Raw genomic sequence first — 15,512 nt, forward strand, 5'->3', positions numbered from 1 at the left:
CCAGACCCACTATCCACGTCATGGCCGGGCTCGTCCCCGCCATCCACGTCTTGCTGCGCGTCGACGCCGAAAGACGTGGATGCCCGGCACAGGGCCGGGCATGACGGAGGTTGGTGTAAGCCTCACATCCGGTGCATGACGCAGAGCTTATTGCCGTCCGGGTCGCGCAGGTAGGCGAGATACAGCTTCATGTCGCCCATGGCGCGGATGCCGGGCGGGTCTTCGCACGTCGTGCCGCCGGCGGCGACGCCGGCCGCGTGCCAGGCGTCGGCCTCTTCCGGGGACTTCGCCACGAAGCCGATCGTGCCGCCATTGGCGGCAGTCGCCGGTTCGCCATTGATCGGCTTGCTGACCGCGAAGGTGCCGGTCTTGGTGCGGTAGAAGATGCGATGACGATCGACCATCGCCGGCGGCACGCCGAGGGTGCCGAGCAGTTTGTCGTAGAAGTCCTTCGCCGCTTCGAGATTGTTGGTGCCGATCATGACGTGTGAAAACATGGCGTTTCCCGTTTGCTCCTTGGTGTTTTTCACCCTGAGGGTGCCCGCCGACTATACCGATCCGATGCCACCTGGCGATACCGCCCGAGCATCAGCTGCGCCGATTGTACGCATGGCGCTGGCCCTTGATCGCCGGATGTCGGGCAGGGTGATTGGTGGTATCCGTGTCTTAGTTGGCAGCGTTCTGCCCGGAGAAGGGACGTCATGACGGTTGCGGCGAAATCCGAGATTCAGATCGACAACGACGAGGTGCGGGTTACGGAGTGGCGGCTGCCGCCGGGCTCGGCGACCGGTCACCACACCCACGGCATGGACTACGTCGTGGTGCCGATGGCCGACGGCGAGATGACCATCGTGGCGCCGGACGGGACGCGCTCGCTGGCCCAGCTCAAGACCGGCCGCTCCTACGCCCGCAAGGCCGGTGTCCAACACGATGTCCGCAACGAATCCACAGCCGAAATCGTGTTTCTCGAGATTGAATTGAAAGCTTAACCTCTCGTTAAGCGGCAGGGCCCAGCTTCGCCTCGCGGCCCGCTCGGTGGCGCTCCGAACACCTCGTTCCGATGCCACCGATCGGTCGCAGTTGATCCCTCAATCAGCCTCAAACTTCCAGCATCACACGTGCGGGGAAGAGGCCGGCCATGCTGAAATTCATCACCGAAAAACTGCTCGGGCAGATTCTGCCGTCGGTGGTCGCGACCGTGATCGCCGCCTACGTCGTGAATCAGTACATCGTCGCCAGGCCAGACGCGCCGCCTCCGGCCGCCCCCGCGACACAGCAACTCGATACCACCAAGGCCGTTAAGCCGGCCGAGCCGGTCGCCGTCGCGCTGCCGGCGGAGGCCGCGCGGTCCGAGCCGACCCGGAGCGAGCCGCTCAAGGTCAAGCTCGGCGCCGACAAGATCTCCACCGAGAAGGCCGCGGCCGACAAGCCCGCCGATCGCCCAGTGGGGCGGCACCAGATCACCGCGCATGACAACAAAGCGGCGGCCCCGTCCAAGCCGGTCAGCACCGCGTCCGCGACGCCGGAGCCGGTCAAGGTGCCGGAGGAGCGCAGCGAGCCCGCGCGCGATCCTAACGAGCTCGTCAGGGCCGCCGTCGAGCGCTTGCGTGCGTCGGCGCCCGCAGAGGCGCCGCGGGCCACCGAAACGCTGGGGCGTGCGCCTGAGCCGCTGAAGGTGCCTGAGCCGCCGCGCGCCCAGGAGCCGCCGCGGCAGCAGGAAGCCGCGCGCGTCATCGCCCCGGCATTGCCGCCGGCCGTCAACGTTGCGCCGACCAATGTGTCGATTGCGCCCTACGCCAATCCGCCGGCAACCACCGCCTCGGTGCCGGCCAGCAGCCGCCCGGCCGATGCGATCGACCTGCGCGACAGCGATCAGCACCCGCCGACCCCGCCGGCCGATATTCCGGGCGCACGCGCGGATGCGTCCAGCGACGGCAATGCCGCCCGCAAGCCGTCGGTCGCAGAGGATGTATTGTTCACCGCCAAGTCGGTGATCCACTCGGTCCTGCCGCGGTAGTAACGACCGCGATATCCACAGTCATCAATGCCCGGGCTTCGCCCCGGGCATTTTGTTGTGTGGGGCAGGTCGCCGATCGAGCGCCAAGCAGCACCGAAATAAGCAACAACGAAAAACGCGGGCCCGGGGCCCGCGTTCTTCAAACTCAGTTCGCTTCGTCGCCGAAAGGCGCGATTAGCGCGCCGCTGCGGCCGGACGGCGATCCGCGCCGAAAGCCGGCTTCGGCTTGCTCGGCAGCAGGCCTTCGCGCTGCAGCTTCTTGCGGGCGAGCTTGCGGGCGCGGCGTACGGCTTCCGCCTTCTCGCGCGCCTTCTTCTCGGACGGCTTCTCGTAATGTCCGCGCAGCTTCATCTCGCGGAAAATCCCCTCGCGCTGCATCTTCTTCTTCAGCGCCTTGAGGGCTTGATCGACGTTGTTATCGCGAACGAGAACCTGCACGCGGCATCCTCTTCAGAGTGATCAGATCGGAATTTATTGGATTAGGCGGGGCCGACAGCGGCCAGGCCCTCCACCTAGAGGGCGCCCATGTACCAGATCGGGCCGGCAATGTCCACCTGACGCGACAATTAAGTTTTGCGACGTTGGTCGGTTCCGTCAGCGTTTTCCCGGCTCGACTACCGTGACATGGCCCATCTTGCGGCCGGGCAGGGCATGGCGCTTGCCGTAGAGGTGCACGGTCGCCCCGGGAACGGTCAGCCAGCGGGTATAGTCGTGGACGTCGGCGCCGATCAGGTTGGTCATGGTCACCGCGCCGTGCCGCACCGGCTCGGCGAGCGGCCAGCCGGCGATCGCGCGGATGTGCTGTTCGAACTGCGAGACCGAAGCGCCGTCCAGCGTCCAGTGCCCGGAATTATGCACCCGGGGGGCGATCTCGTTGACCAGCACCTTCGGTCCGTCCGCACCGGGCACCACGAACATCTCGACCCCGAGCACGCCGACATAGCCGAGCGCATCGGCGATCGTCTTGGCGATCCGGCGAGCCTCGCTCGCCACCGCGTCGGGGATCGCCGCCGGAGCCTTGGACACCTTTAGAATGTGGTCGCGGTGCTCGTTTTCGGTGACGTCGTAGCTCACCACCTGGCCATCGGCGCCGCGCGCGGCGATCACCGAGATCTCGCGCTCGAACGGCACGAAGGCCTCCAGAATCGCAGCCCGCGTCTCCAGACTGGCCCAGGCCGCTTCCGGATCGTCGCCCGGGCGCAGCATCACCTGTCCCTTGCCGTCATAGCCGAACCGCCGGGTCTTCAGCACCGCGGGCAGGCCGAGCCGGGTGACCGCGTCGCGCAGCGTCTGCGGCGAGGTGACGTCCGCGTAGCCGGCGGTGCCGATGCCGAGCTTGGACACGAAGTCCTTCTCGGCCAAGCGGTCCTGGGTGGTCTCCAGAATGGTCTGGTTCGGCAGTACCGGTTTGCGCGCCGCCAGAACCAGCGCGGCGGAAGCCGGCACGTTCTCGAACTCGTAGGTGATGACGTCGACGTCGGATGCAAACGATTCCAGCGCTTCGACATCGGCGTATTCGGCGCAGGTGCCGTTCTGCACCACGTCGAACGCCGGCGAATCCGGGTCGGGCGAGAATATCTGGCACTTCAGCCCGAGCCGGGCCGCGGCGAGCGCCAGCATCCGGCCGAGCTGGCCGCCGCCGAGAATGCCGATGGTATCACCGGGCTTCAGCGGTTCACGGCGGGATGCGCTCACGCTGCGCCCTCCGGCCGAGCCGCGACCGAATCGGTCTGCGCCTTGCGCCATGCCGCCAGCCGCGTCGCCAGATCGGAATCGGTCAGCGCCAGCACGCTCGCGGCGAGCAGCGCCGCGTTGATCGCGCCCGCCTTGCCGATCGCCAGCGTGCCGACCGGGATGCCAGCCGGCATCTGCACGATCGAATACAGCGAATCCAGGCCCGACATCGTCTTGGATTCCACCGGCACGCCAAACACCGGCAGCTCCGTCAACGCCGCGGTCATCCCCGGCAGATGCGCAGCCCCGCCGGCGCCGGCAATGACAATGCGGTAACCCGCTGCCTTTGCGCCTTTGGCGAAGGTATAGAGACGGTCGGGGGTGCGGTGCGCGGAAACGATCTGGGCGTCATGTGCGACGCCAAGGGCGGTCAGGGTGTCGGCGGCATGCCGCATCGTCTCCCAGTCCGACTGGCTGCCCATGATGATCGCGACGGGAGCTGTCATTCAAACGATTCTTTCGAGCGATTCTGTCGTGAATCCAGAAACATAGGTGGGGATTATAGGAACGCCAGCCGCTCCGGCCAAGGCGTCCGGAATGCACTATCCTTTCTTGGTGAAGAGCGGCAAGTGTTGTGGCGGTTCTCCGGCTGATTCTGATGAAAAACAAGCCCATCCGCCCCTCGTCCGCCCGTCGGTCCGTCGACCGGGGGACCCCGAAACCTGCCGCCAAGAAGCGAAAACTGCCGCCTGCCGGGCCGCGCCCCGCGCCGGCGACGCCGCGCGCCCAGGTCGCCGGGGGGCGGCTGCCGGCCGATCCGCAGCTCAAGATCCGTCGGCTGAAGGCTCAACTGGCCGCCGCTCTGGCGGAGATCGACGTGCTGCGCGCGTCCGCCGAAACCGACTTCCTGCTCGGCATCGCCAACCGCCGCGGCTTCGAGCGCGAGCTCGGCCGGGCGCTGGCCTACATCAAGCGCTACGGCGCCGGCGGTGCGCTGATCATGCTGGATGTCGACCGGCTGAAGCCGGTCAATGACACCCTCGGCCATGCCGCCGGCGACGTCGTGCTGAAGGCGGTGACCGAAGCGCTGCTGCGCCACGTCCGGGCGTCCGATCTGATCGGCCGGCTCGGCGGCGACGAGTTTGCCTTGCTGTTGTGGAATCTCGACGAAACCGATGCGCGCGCCAAAGCGCTCGGCTTGGAGACGGCGGTCGACGAGCTTGCGATCCGCTATGGCGATCAAACGATCGAGGTCGGAATCTCCGCTGGCGTTGCGATGCTGACGCCGGAGATGGACGCTGCCGAAGCGTTCGCCGTTGCCGATCAGGCGATGTATGCCCGCAAGGCAGAGCGCCGCTCGGCGTCGGCTGCCAAGACGTCGGCAGCCAAGATCAAGCGATGATGTCGGGCGTGATCTGATCTTCGATGAAGGCGATGCGATCACGCAGCGCCAGCTTGCGCTTCTTCAGCCGCTGCAGACGCAACAGATCGGGCGCAGGCGAATGGTGCAGCGCATCGATCGCGGCGTCGAGATCGCGGTGCTCTTGTTGCAGCTTAGCCAGCTCGGCACCGAGGTCGCCCTCGTCTTCGTCGGTCATGATCAGTGTCGGCTTGAACCGGTTCGCGAAGCGCGGCCCGGTTGCGGAGGAATGTCGATCAGTTCGCCGTCATTATCGCCTTTGCGGCGTTGCGAGCAAGCGGTGCGTCCGCGCATCGTGCGGCGTACGACCTTCGTCAGGTGAATAATTCCAAAACCCGCGTTCGGACATTCGATGCTTTCGCGGAAACCCCTCATCCTCGGGCGTTTGCGGGGATGGACTGATCGTGCTCACGAATCGTTTCGTGAGGCGCGAAATTATGACGCGGATATTTCAAGACCTATCGACAGACGCCACCAGAGATGTACACTTCCTCGTCCGGATGGAAACTCAGTCTCATCAAAAGAGGAGGTTTCGTATGGCAATTCAGGCGCATCTCGTCGAACTGGAACGCAAGCACAAAGTTCTGGAGACCGAATTGCACAACGCTCTCGCCCATCCTTCTACGGACGACGTGCGTATTGCCGAGCTGAAACGTCGCAAGCTCATGGTCCGGGATCAAATCGCGAAACTGAAGCAAACCAAGACCAGCGTACACTGACCTCCCTCACTGCACTGCAGCAAAGCTTTCCCTCGCAGACGTCCGCATCGATGATGCCGACGACGTGATGGCGACAGCTCCGGGACATCATTCACCTCTGACGCCGAAGAGCCTTCCGGGCGGCGCCAGAGGGGATTTGAAGTCCCAATCTCCAGGTGATTGACGCCGGTCACAGCGCCGCAAGGCGGCGAGGTGATCGGCAATCGCCATAAACGCCGCAGATCCTGGCAACCCATCCCAACCACTTTGATCTATCGGCGCGATGTTCGCGTGAGTGTTCATTGCTCGACGCGAATCCGTGTGTCGCGGACAGTGCCGATTCCGATCCGATGATTGGGCACGCTGGCACGCCGCGCACGGCGGCCGACGCGATGCTTGCACCAGCCTTGACGCAAGAACCGCGACGCCGCGGCGTAGAGCGCGTTACTTGGTTGAGCGCACCTCTCCGAACCGTTCCCATTGCTTGCCGGTGAAGCGCATGAACTGGACCTGTTCGATCGGAAGGTGGTCGTCGGCCGCAGTCTGGACCTTGATCCCCGGCAGCAGCATCGGCAGTTCCAGCTGTTTGATCGATAGCGCCTGCTTCATGATGTTGTCGCGGCTGAGATCGTTGCCGGCCGCCTTCAGCACGTGTTCGAGCACCATGCCGTTGTTGTAGCCGTTGACGTAGTTGGAATCGCGCAAGTCGCCGTCCGGGATGTACTTCTGCATGTAGGCCCGCCAATCCTTCACACCGGGATCCTCGGTCCATGCAGGATCGAGCGGATCCTTGACGTAAGCGGTCGAGATGATGCCGACACCGGCGTCGACGCCTGCGGGCTCCATCACCGATGACATCCACACCGAGACGTTGGACAGGAAGCGCATTGGCTTCCAGCCGATCTCGAATGTCTTGCGGATCGCCTGCGCGGCGAATTTCGGTGTTGCTGCGATGATCAGCGCGTCGGCGCCGCTCGCTTTCAGGCTGACGATCTGCGAGTCGATGGTCGGGTCGGTGACTTCGTACATGCTCGCGGTCACCGCCTTGTCGTAGCGCTCGCCGAGCACATCGCGCAGTCCGGCAAGATAGTCGCGCCCGAAATCGTCGTTCTGTGCGATCACCGCGAAGGTGGCGTCCGGCTTCTTCTCCAGGGCATAGCGGGCGTACATTCTCGCTTCGTTGCGGAACGGCGCCATGATGCCCATGATGGCGAGTGGATACTGCGAGATGTCGCCGAATTTGGAGGCGCCGGAAGCGACGAATAGCTGCGGCGCCTTCTTGCTTTGCAGATATTTGGCGATTGCGGTGTTGTGCGCGGTGCCCATGGTGGAGAAGATGAATGAGACCTCGTCGCTTTCCACCAGCCGCCTGGTCTGCTCCACCGTTTTCAGCGGCACGTAGCCGTCGTCGAGTGAGATCAGGTTGATCTTGCGGCCGTTGATGCCTCCGCGATCGTTGACCATCTTGAAGTAGGCGAGCTCGCCCTTGCCGAGAATCCCGAATGCCGAAACCGGCCCGCTATAGGGCATGGTCTGCCCGATGCGGATTTCGGTCTGGGTGATCCCCGGCTGGTCCTCGGCTGATGCGGCGGTGCCGATCAGGCCGAGGGATGCGGCGAGTAATGCCCGCGCGGTCGTCATGCGCATGCTGATTTCCTCCGTTTGGTTTTTGTCTGGTGCCGGTCGTTGAATCTGCCGGTCGTCGTTTCGAATGGTCGCTGCAGGGGCGGAGATTGGCGATCGGCCACAGGCGACCGGAGTTCTCATTGGCTTTGGGCTGTTCTCTTCGCGCGAACCGCTTTCGGTCGCGCAAAGCCGCTGTTGCGGTGCTCGGGGCGGCCCTCGGGCGCCTCGGCCATCGTTTCGATCACTTAAGCGACGCTGGCCGCGCCGCGAATGTCGGCGAGACCCGATCAGTCACACCGCCCGATCAGCCTCGAGAAATCCACCGGAGGAAATCGCGACGCTGTCCTTGGTTGCGGTGAAATGCTTGGCCAAAGCCGCGACCGCCGCCTCGGCGTCGCGCCTGATCACCGCATCGACGATGGCCGCATGCTCGATGTCGACATCGGCCGGATCGCGCCCGGAGTCGCGCCGGATCGACAGCCGTCGGTAGCGTTCGCTTTGTTCATGCAGAAGTTTGCGGAAGCGCAGCAGCCAGAGTGAGTCACAGCCGCTCACCAGCGCGAGGTGAAAGGCGTTATGGTGCTTGGCCCATTCGTCGTAGTGCAGGGGATCGTCGCCCGGAAAACGGTGCGGAAACGCCTTCAGAGCCCCCCAGGTGGCTTCGACCGCATTGAACCAAGCCTGGTCGCCGAATTCGATCGATCGCCGCAGCATCAATCCCTCGATCTCGATGCGCGATCGGGTGACGTCGGCGAGATCCTCTAGAGACACCGGGCTGACGCGGAAGCCGCGTTGGTCGGCGGCCTGCACCAGCCCGTCGGCGACGAGGCGGGACAACGCCTCGCGGACGGCCGCGAGGCTGACCGAGAACTGCTTGGCGAGGCCGGCGATGTGTAGCTTTTGTCCCGGCAGCAGGCGAGTCGCCAAAATATCGGCGCGTATCCGGTCCTGGACCGCGGAGGTCAGGCTCCGCGGGCCGTCGCCATCCAACGCATAGTGAAGGATCGGACTTGCGCTGCTCATGCTGCGAGCAAATCGCAGGAGGGTGCGCGCGTCAACAGAAAATCGATTTTCGATATTTCCTGGATCGGGCTGGTTTCTGCCCGCGTTCGATCAGCCGGTGAGGGTGGCGACGTGGTCGGCAATCGCCAGCGAAGCCGTCAGCCCGGGGGATTCGATCCCGAACAGGTTGATCAGCGCCGGCACGCCATGCTCACGCGGGCTCTGCACTACGAAATCCTGCACAGCGACCGACGGCGGCACGATCTTAGGCCGGATGCCGGAGTAACCGGGTGACAGCGCGCCGTCCGGCAGGCTCGGCCAGTATTTCCGGATCGCCGGATAGAACCGTTCCGCGCGCGCCGGATCGACCACGTAGTCGAGTTCGTCGATCCACTCGACGTCGGGACCGAACTTCGCCTGGCCGCCGAGATCCAGCGTCAGATGCACGCCGAGCCCGCCGGGCTCCGGCACCGGATAGATCAGGTGAGAGAACGGCGCGCGCGCGCTGCAGGTGAAGTAATTGCCCTTGGCGAGATACGGCGTCGGCACCAGTTCCGGCGGCATGGTGGCGATCGAACGCGCCACCGCGGTTGCGCCGAGGCCGGCGGCATTGATCAGCATCCGGCAGCCCAGCGTCATCGGCATCTCGCCGCCGATCTCGAGCGCGAGCAGCTCGCCTTCGCGGCGTGCCGACAGCAGCGGCGCATGAAACGCAAACGCTGCGCCGGCGGCTTCGGCGTCACCGCGCAGCGCCAGCATGTAAGAGTGGCTGTCGACGATGCCGGTCGACGGCGACACCAGTGCGGCGACGCAGGACAGCGCCGGCTCCATCTGCTGCGCTTCGGCGCCGTCGATCGCGCGCAGATCGTCGACGCCGTTGGCGGCGGCGTGAGCCCGGATCGACTCCAGCTTGGCGGCTTCCGCCGCGGTGGTGGCGACGATCAGCTTGCCGCATTGCCGATGCGGAATGCCGTGATCGGCGCAGTAGGCATACAGCGCGCGGCGGCCGGCGACGCAGAGCTGCGCCATCAGGCTGCCAGCCCGATAATAGATGCCGGCGTGGATCACTTCACTGTTGCGCGACGAGGTGCCGGTTCCGATCGCTTCGGCCTGCTCGACCACGATCACTTCGCGGCCCTGCTGCGCCAATTTCCGCGCGATCGCCAGCCCGACCACCCCTGCGCCGACGACGACGCACTCAACTTCTTCCATCGATCCGCGCTCTTGTTGCGATTGACTCGTCCCGCGGCGTTTATGATCGGGTTAACCATCTCGGGTCAATTGATGAAAATTCGCGCAATCACTGCCTGCCGGGCCAGCGGTGTTTACATGTTCCAAACATCTCTTGCACCAGACTCGGATTGCAATCTCTGGGTGTTTTATGACGGCGCGGATGAGGAAAGCGGGCAGGGGGGCAGCATGTGCTGCATTGGGCACCTGTCTGTTTTCGACGGCGGCTAACGCGGCGTCCGGCTTCGTGCCCTCCAGCTACATCGGCAACATCGAGCCCGAGATCCTCTGGGAGTTGCTGATCGGCGGCTTCGTCGTCGCGGCATTCATGTGCGCGACCGCGCTGTGGGCGACCTCGATGCTGCGCAAGCAGCGCCGCGCCCATCGCCGCAAAAACATGCTGGTCGATTCCGTGCTGAACAAGCTGCAGCAGGGCGTCGTCATCGCCGACTCCTCGGGCCGGATCGTGTTCTGCAACGATCGCTATCTCGAGATGTACAAACTGACGCGCGCCGAGGTCGCGCCGGGAATGCCCGGGCGCGATCTGTTGGCGCTGCGCCGTGCCCGCGGGATGCTCGATCTCACCAATGACGAGTTCTACCGCAACGCCGGCCTGCCGCAGGGTTATGTTTCCGAACTGCCTGACGGCCGCTGCATCCAGGTCAAGTTCTCGCGGCTCGCCAATGGCGGCACCATCGCGACCCATGACGATTGCAGCGAACTGCGCCGGATGTCGAAGGAGCTGTCGACCACCAAGCAGTTCCTGGAATCGGTGATCGACAACATCCCGGTCTGCGTCGCCGCCAAGAGCATCGAAGACGGCCGCTACATCCTGGCCAATCGGGCGTTCGAGACCCTGTCCGGGCTGAGCCGCGACAAGATCATCGGCGCCACCGCCGACCAATTGTATCCGGCGCGCTCCGCGGCGAGCATCCGCGCGGCGGACGAGAGCGCGCTGCAATCCACCACCGGCGCCTATCAGTCCGAACTGACCGTCGAGATGGGGCGGGGTGATCGCATTCTCGCCAGCAACCGCGTGGTCGCCCGCAACGAACACGGCGAGCCTGAATTCCTGATCGCGCTGTTCGAGGACATCACCAATCGCCGCGCATTGTCGGTCGAATTGGAAAAGACCAAGCGCTTCCTCGAACTGGTGATCGACAACATTCCGGTGGCGCTGACGGTGCAGAACACCGCGGACGGCCGCTACGTGCTCGCCAATCGCGGCGCCGAGATCATTCTCAACCGCCGCCGCGAGGATGCCACCGGGCTGACCACCGGCGAAATCTTCAACGCCAAGGAAGCGCGGCTGATCGCCGAGCGCGACGAACTGGCGATCCGCAAGGGCGGCCTCGTCGTCGAGGAGCATCCGATCTCGACCGCCGGCGGCTTGCGGCTGTTCGTCACCCGCCGGATGACCGTGACCGATCAGGCCGACCAGGTGAACTATCTGATCAAGACCCATGTGGATGTCACCGACCGCCGCCAGACCGAGGCGCGGATGGCCCACATGGCGTATCACGATGGCCTCACCAACCTGCCGAACCGCGACGCCTTCCTGAAGTCGCTGACCCAGATGATCGAGGCGTGTGACAACGCGGTCGATGAATTCGCGGTGCTCTCCGTCGACCTCGATGGTCTGAAGGAGATCAACGACGTGTTCGGCCACGCGATCGGCGACAAGCTGCTGGTCGAGGTGGCGCGGCGGATCGAATGGGCGTCGCGCGGCGGCGTGGTGGCGCGTCTGTCCGGCGACGAATTCGGCCTGATCATCGACGGCCCGCAGCCGGCCGCGGCGCGCAATCTCGCCGGCATGGTGGCGAAAGCGCTCGCGCCCGGCTTCGTCATCGACGACAAGACGGTGCGGATCGGCGTCACCACGGGTGTCGCGCTGTTTCCTGCCAACGGCACCGACGCCGCTTCGCTGCTGGCCAATGCCGGCGCTGCGCTCTTCCGCGCCAAGGCCAAGGCGCGCGGCTCGGTCACGGTGTTCGAGCCCGAAATGGACATGCAGATCCGCGACCGCCGGGTGCTGCATCAGGATCTGTCGAACGCGATCCGCAACGGCGAGATGTCGCTGTACTACCAGCCGCAGGCGTCGAGCACCAAGCGCGTCGGCAACAACGATATCGTCGGCTTCGAGGCGTTGACGCGCTGGCGCCATCCGACCCGCGGCTTCGTGCCGCCGAGCGAGTTCATTCCGCTCGCCGAAGAGAGCGGGCTTATCGTCGAGCTCGGCGAGTGGATCTTGCGTGAAGCCTGCCGTCAGGCTGCCTCATGGGCGCGGCCGCTGCAGGTCGCCGTCAACCTGTCGCCGGCGCAATTCCTCAACACCGATCTGGTCGCCTTCGTGCACGAGGTGCTGCTGCAGACCGGGCTCGAGCCGGGCCGGCTGGAGCTTGAAATCACCGAGGGCGTGCTGATCGAAGACTTCGATCGCGGCCTGTCGCTGCTGCGCCGGCTGAAGGCGCTCGGCGTCCGGGTGTCGATGGACGATTTCGGCAGCGGCTATTCCTCGCTGACCTATCTGCAGGCGTTCCCGTTCGACAAGATCAAGATCGACCGCGCCTTCATCATGAATCTCGGCCGCAATCCGCAATCGGCGGCGATCGTTCGCGCCGTGATCGGCCTCGGCCACGGCCTCGGCGTGACGCTGGTGGCCGAAGGCGTCGAGACCCAGGATCAGCTCGACTTCCTGGTCGACGAGTCCTGCGATGCGGTGCAGGGCTATCTGATCGGCAAGCCGGCGCCGATCGATCAGTATCGCTGGCTGGTCGGGCTCGATGCGCTCGACGACAGCACCCCGCTCCGCGCTCGCGAAGCAGGCTGATCGCCCGCTTCGCCTAGCGCGCAGAAGTTCGTCGAGAGCTTAGGCGTCGGTGTTACCCGGCTTGCCGCCGAACGCCACCGGGGTCTGCGGCCGCTCATCGACGTGCAGCGTAAACAGGTCCGGCCGCGAATAGTGGCCGACCGCGTCGAAGTCGAGCTTCGAACCGAGGATGTCGTCGGTGTCGATGTCGGCGGTCAGGATGCCTTCTTCGTCGAGCAGCGGGCCGGCGAGGATTTCGCCGAGCGGCCCGACGATCACCGAGCGGCCGCGCATCATCCACTCGTCCGGACCGGCCTCGATCCGGCTGGCATAGTCTTCCGGGAAGTCGGAGCGCCGCATCACCTGGCAGGCGCCGATCACGAAGCAGCGGCCTTCCAGCGCGATGTGGCGCATGGTGGCGATCCAAGTTTCACGGTCGTCGGCGGTCGGCGCGGCCCAGATCTGCACGCCCTTGGCGTAGTAGGCGGCGCGCATCAGCGGCATGTAGTGCTCCCAGCAGATCGCGCCGCCTAGCTTGCCGTAGGGCGTGTCGACCACGGTGAGCGTCGAAGCATCGCCGAAGCCCCACACCAGCCGCTCCGAGCCGGTCGGCATGAGCTTGCGATGGATACCGAGCAGGCCGGTCGGCGCCAGATACAGCGCCGTGCAATACAGCGTGCCGCCGTCGCGCTCGATCACGCCGACCACGGCGTGGAGGTCGTGTTCGGCGCAGGCGGCGACCAGTTGATCGACCTCCGGTCCTGGAATGGTAATCGCGCCGCGGACATAGCGGGCGAAATCCTCGCGGCCTTCCGGCGTGCGCCGTCCGATTGCGCAGCCGAAGTCGAGGCCTTTCGGATAGCCGCCGATGAAGGCTTCCGGAAACACCGCAACCTTTGCGCCCTTGGCGGCGGCTTCGCCGATCAAGGCGACGGTGCGCGCGGTCGCGCCCGCGGCGTCGAACGGAATGGTCGTCGCCTGCACTGCTGCGACTTTCAACTTGGCCATCTGATGAGTCCTTATGATGCGGTGGTGAGGGTGACCTGCGCGTCCTGCCAAAGCGGACGGTCGAGATCGAACAGATCGCGGGTGCGGGTGTAGGCGGAGGCGCCGTGCATCCGGCCGACGAGATCGAGCGCAGCGTGGTCGACGCGCGGGCGCTCCGGATCGCCGGTCAGGACGTGCTGAGCGTAGTGCGCGTGCAGCACTTCGCCGACCACCATCACCTGGCCGGGGCCGGTGTCGAGCCAGTGGGTGCGGCGGCATTCGAATGCGACCGGCGAGGCGGCGATGCGCGGCGGGGAGACGGCGACGCTCGGCAGCGTCTGAAGACCGGCGAGATCGAGTTCGTCGACCTCCGGTGGTGCTTCGACGCAGGTCGCGTTCATCGCCTCGACGAGGCTGAACGGCACGAGGTTGACAACGAATTCGCCAGTGGCGCGGATGTTCGCGGCTGTGTCTTTCGGTGCGTCGGGCCGCGCCAGAATGCCGAGCGCGACGACGGGGCGATCGGAGCCGAACATGTTGAAGAACGAGTAGGGGGCGGCGTTGACGCAGCCGTCGGGCGAGCGCGTGACGACCCAGGCGATCGGCCGCGGCATGATGGTGGAGGCGAGCAGGCGATAGCGATCAGCGCCGGACATCTTGGCGAAATCGAAGTGGCGCTGCGGCTGCTCGACGCCGGCGAAGGGCTTGTCGCTCGGCCGATCTAACACATCGACCGGAGATGATATCAGCGTAGTGCTCATCACAATCCTGCCACCGCGGCGCTGCGCGGGTGAAAGTCATTATCCGTCATGGCCGGGCTTGTCCCGCCTGCGCGGCCGAAGCCGCTTCGGCGCGGCGGAGGCCCGGCCATCCACGCCTTTCTTGCGGTCCAAGCTGCAAGGCGTGGATGGCCGGCACGAGGCCGGCCATGACGAGGTTGAGAGATGTGCCAAAATCCATTGGCAGAAGGTTCGGACGTGATGTTCGTTCTCAGGCCCGGGTGATCTTCACGCTCTTCGGGTCGAAGCCCTTGGCCACGGCTTCCTTATCGGCCGCGCTGGCGATCGTGGTGTCGACGAACTTGCTGACGTCGGGCACGCGTGGCAGCAGCTTGTTCTCGACGCCCCATTTGGCGAGCGTGTCCATCTTGGCGATCTGCGCCGGCGTCAGGGTCGCCTTGATGTCGCTAAACGACTTGGCGCTCCACGCCGGATCGTAGCTCGACGCCTTCTCCAGCACCTCGACCGGAATGTTCTTGGCGGGCTCCAGCGTGCGGAACCAGCCATTGACCAGATCGTGGTTCTGGCTGGCGAAGAACAGCGCTTCGGAATTCGCCATCAGCATCCGTTTCAGCACGTCGGGGCGGTCCTTGAAGAAGCGGTTATTGGCAGCGAGCACGATCACCGGCGTGACGTTCTGCGATACCACCTGCGCGAAGCCGGCGTTCTCGAAGAACGATACGAACGGGTCGTAGGTGAAGAACGCATCGATCCGCTGCGAACCGACCGCGTCGGCGAGTTCGGCGGGGCCGACATTGACGAAGGTGACGTCCTTGCCCGGCGTCAGTCCGGCCTTCGCCACGGCTTCCTGCGCGTTCTGGAACGCGGTGATGCCGAAGGTGCCGTAAATCTGCTTGCCCTTGAGGCCGGCCAAATCGGTGATGCCCGACTTCTTGGTCGTCAGCACGGCCGAGCGGAAGATCGCCTGCGACGACACGGTGGTGACCGGCGCGCCGATCGCCATCGTGGTGACGGCGGCAAAGTCGGACAACGTGCCGATGTCGGCCGCGCCGGAGACCAGCGCCTCGGTGATCGCCGGCGATGCGGCGAGCTGGATCATCTCCATCTTCAGGCCGTGACGCTCCGCGATATCGGTGCGCATCAGCACGTGGGCGATCTGGGCCGACACCGTGGTGGTGTTGAACCAGCCCATCTTGACGACATCGCTACCCTGCGCGCGCAGGATCGACGGGGCCGCGAGCGGCATGGTGGCGGCAAAGCCGGCGGCGAGCTGACCGAAGCGGCGGCGCGATAGCGTAATTGTCACGGC

Annotated in this window: 16 protein-coding genes; 5 read left to right on the forward strand and 11 right to left on the reverse strand. The window is 65.3% G+C overall.

The window, feature by feature from the left end:
* Window positions 1-122: 122 nt before the first annotated feature.
* Window positions 123-497 (reverse strand): VOC family protein, encoded by a 375-nt coding sequence (locus tag DY467_RS04055; RefSeq protein WP_107346715.1) that lies wholly within the window; start codon window positions 495-497, stop codon window positions 123-125.
* Between the two features lie 204 nt (window positions 498-701).
* On the opposite strand from DY467_RS04055, the gene DY467_RS04060 reads away from it, so the two are divergent.
* Window positions 702-989 carry a cupin domain-containing protein gene (locus DY467_RS04060; protein WP_011159713.1) on the forward strand — a complete coding sequence of 96 codons (288 nt, stop codon included), beginning with the start codon at window positions 702-704 and terminating at the stop codon, window positions 987-989.
* A gap of 149 nt (window positions 990-1,138) precedes the next feature.
* Window positions 1,139-2,017, forward strand: a complete 879-nt coding sequence (locus DY467_RS04065; RefSeq protein WP_164634123.1) for a hypothetical protein — start codon at window positions 1,139-1,141, stop codon at window positions 2,015-2,017.
* Window positions 2,018-2,191: 174 nt separating this feature from the next.
* On the opposite strand, the gene rpsU is transcribed toward DY467_RS04065, so the two are convergent.
* The 3 genes from rpsU to purE all read right to left on the reverse strand — a co-directional run bounded on the left by rpsU (window position 2,192) and on the right by purE (window position 4,197).
* The gene (rpsU, locus tag DY467_RS04070; RefSeq protein WP_013504042.1) at window positions 2,192-2,455 is read right to left on the reverse strand and encodes a 30S ribosomal protein S21; all 264 of its coding nucleotides are present in this window, start codon (window positions 2,453-2,455) and stop codon (window positions 2,192-2,194) included.
* A 156-nt stretch (window positions 2,456-2,611) separates the two neighbouring features.
* The gene (locus DY467_RS04075; RefSeq protein ID WP_164634124.1) at window positions 2,612-3,712 is read right to left on the reverse strand and encodes a 5-(carboxyamino)imidazole ribonucleotide synthase; all 1,101 of its coding nucleotides are present in this window, start codon (window positions 3,710-3,712) and stop codon (window positions 2,612-2,614) included.
* The gene (gene purE / locus DY467_RS04080) at window positions 3,709-4,197 is read right to left on the reverse strand and encodes a 5-(carboxyamino)imidazole ribonucleotide mutase (RefSeq protein WP_107345785.1); all 489 of its coding nucleotides are present in this window, start codon (window positions 4,195-4,197) and stop codon (window positions 3,709-3,711) included. The genes DY467_RS04075 and purE overlap by 4 nt, the downstream gene beginning before the upstream one ends.
* Before the next feature lie 152 nt (window positions 4,198-4,349).
* Here purE and DY467_RS04085 point away from each other — a divergent pair, with 152 nt between their 5' ends.
* A complete protein-coding gene (locus tag DY467_RS04085; protein ID WP_164634125.1) occupies window positions 4,350-5,093 on the forward strand; it encodes a GGDEF domain-containing protein in 744 nt (247 codons plus the stop codon).
* On the opposite strand, the gene DY467_RS04090 is transcribed toward DY467_RS04085, so the two are convergent.
* The gene (locus DY467_RS04090) at window positions 5,083-5,289 is read right to left on the reverse strand and encodes a YdcH family protein (RefSeq protein WP_012497433.1); all 207 of its coding nucleotides are present in this window, start codon (window positions 5,287-5,289) and stop codon (window positions 5,083-5,085) included. The genes DY467_RS04085 and DY467_RS04090 overlap by 11 nt on opposite strands.
* Before the next feature lie 358 nt (window positions 5,290-5,647).
* Here DY467_RS04090 and DY467_RS04095 point away from each other — a divergent pair, with 358 nt between their 5' ends.
* On the forward strand, window positions 5,648-5,830 hold the full coding sequence (locus DY467_RS04095) for a YdcH family protein (RefSeq protein WP_107346713.1): 183 nt from the start codon (window positions 5,648-5,650) through the stop codon (window positions 5,828-5,830).
* Window positions 5,831-6,253: 423 nt separating this feature from the next.
* On the opposite strand, the gene DY467_RS04100 is transcribed toward DY467_RS04095, so the two are convergent.
* The 3 genes from DY467_RS04100 to DY467_RS04110 all read right to left on the reverse strand — a co-directional run bounded on the left by DY467_RS04100 (window position 6,254) and on the right by DY467_RS04110 (window position 9,649).
* Window positions 6,254-7,456, reverse strand: coding sequence for an ABC transporter substrate-binding protein (locus DY467_RS04100; protein WP_164634126.1), 1,203 nt, complete (start codon window positions 7,454-7,456; stop codon window positions 6,254-6,256).
* Between the two features lie 270 nt (window positions 7,457-7,726).
* Window positions 7,727-8,425, reverse strand: a complete 699-nt coding sequence (locus DY467_RS04105; RefSeq protein ID WP_246701452.1) for a GntR family transcriptional regulator — start codon at window positions 8,423-8,425, stop codon at window positions 7,727-7,729.
* Between the two features lie 123 nt (window positions 8,426-8,548).
* Window positions 8,549-9,649 (reverse strand): NAD(P)/FAD-dependent oxidoreductase, encoded by a 1,101-nt coding sequence (locus DY467_RS04110; protein WP_164634128.1) that lies wholly within the window; start codon window positions 9,647-9,649, stop codon window positions 8,549-8,551.
* Window positions 9,650-9,818: 169 nt separating this feature from the next.
* Between DY467_RS04110 and DY467_RS04115 the strand changes: the two genes are divergently transcribed.
* Entirely contained in the window at window positions 9,819-12,497 is a 2,679-nt protein-coding gene (locus DY467_RS04115; protein WP_205502023.1) for a sensor domain-containing protein, read from the forward strand.
* Window positions 12,498-12,536: 39 nt separating this feature from the next.
* On the opposite strand, the gene DY467_RS04120 is transcribed toward DY467_RS04115, so the two are convergent.
* From DY467_RS04120 to DY467_RS04130, 3 genes are all read right to left on the reverse strand, one after another.
* On the reverse strand, window positions 12,537-13,484 hold the full coding sequence (locus tag DY467_RS04120) for a carbon-nitrogen hydrolase family protein (protein WP_164634130.1): 948 nt from the start codon (window positions 13,482-13,484) through the stop codon (window positions 12,537-12,539).
* An 11-nt stretch (window positions 13,485-13,495) separates the two neighbouring features.
* A complete protein-coding gene (locus DY467_RS04125) occupies window positions 13,496-14,224 on the reverse strand; it encodes a flavin reductase family protein (RefSeq protein ID WP_205502025.1) in 729 nt (242 codons plus the stop codon).
* 229 nt (window positions 14,225-14,453) lie between these two features.
* Complete coding sequence (locus DY467_RS04130) at window positions 14,454-15,509, reverse strand: ABC transporter substrate-binding protein (protein WP_107345779.1); 1,056 nt, start codon at window positions 15,507-15,509, stop codon at window positions 14,454-14,456.
* Window positions 15,510-15,512 lie beyond the last annotated feature (3 nt).

Source organism: Rhodopseudomonas sp. BR0G17 (genome assembly GCF_010907025.1).
GTDB classification, from domain to species: Bacteria; Pseudomonadota; Alphaproteobacteria; order Rhizobiales; family Xanthobacteraceae; genus Rhodopseudomonas; species Rhodopseudomonas palustris_H.

Coding starts and splice junctions, on each gene's coding strand:
- DY467_RS04055 (WP_107346715.1), bottom strand. CDS start 497: ATGTTTTCACACGTCATGATCGGCACCAACAATCTCGAAGCGGCGAAG.
- DY467_RS04060 (WP_011159713.1), top strand. CDS start 702: ATGACGGTTGCGGCGAAATCCGAGATTCAGATCGACAACGACGAGGTG.
- DY467_RS04065 (WP_164634123.1), top strand. CDS start 1,139: ATGCTGAAATTCATCACCGAAAAACTGCTCGGGCAGATTCTGCCGTCG.
- purE (WP_107345785.1), bottom strand. CDS start 4,197: ATGACAGCTCCCGTCGCGATCATCATGGGCAGCCAGTCGGACTGGGAG.
- DY467_RS04085 (WP_164634125.1), top strand. CDS start 4,350: ATGAAAAACAAGCCCATCCGCCCCTCGTCCGCCCGTCGGTCCGTCGAC.
- DY467_RS04090 (WP_012497433.1), bottom strand. CDS start 5,289: ATGACCGACGAAGACGAGGGCGACCTCGGTGCCGAGCTGGCTAAGCTG.
- DY467_RS04095 (WP_107346713.1), top strand. CDS start 5,648: ATGGCAATTCAGGCGCATCTCGTCGAACTGGAACGCAAGCACAAAGTT.
- DY467_RS04100 (WP_164634126.1), bottom strand. CDS start 7,456: ATGCGCATGACGACCGCGCGGGCATTACTCGCCGCATCCCTCGGCCTG.
- DY467_RS04110 (WP_164634128.1), bottom strand. CDS start 9,649: ATGGAAGAAGTTGAGTGCGTCGTCGTCGGCGCAGGGGTGGTCGGGCTG.
- DY467_RS04115 (WP_205502023.1), top strand. CDS start 9,819: ATGACGGCGCGGATGAGGAAAGCGGGCAGGGGGGCAGCATGTGCTGCA.
- DY467_RS04120 (WP_164634130.1), bottom strand. CDS start 13,484: ATGGCCAAGTTGAAAGTCGCAGCAGTGCAGGCGACGACCATTCCGTTC.
- DY467_RS04125 (WP_205502025.1), bottom strand. CDS start 14,224: ATGAGCACTACGCTGATATCATCTCCGGTCGATGTGTTAGATCGGCCG.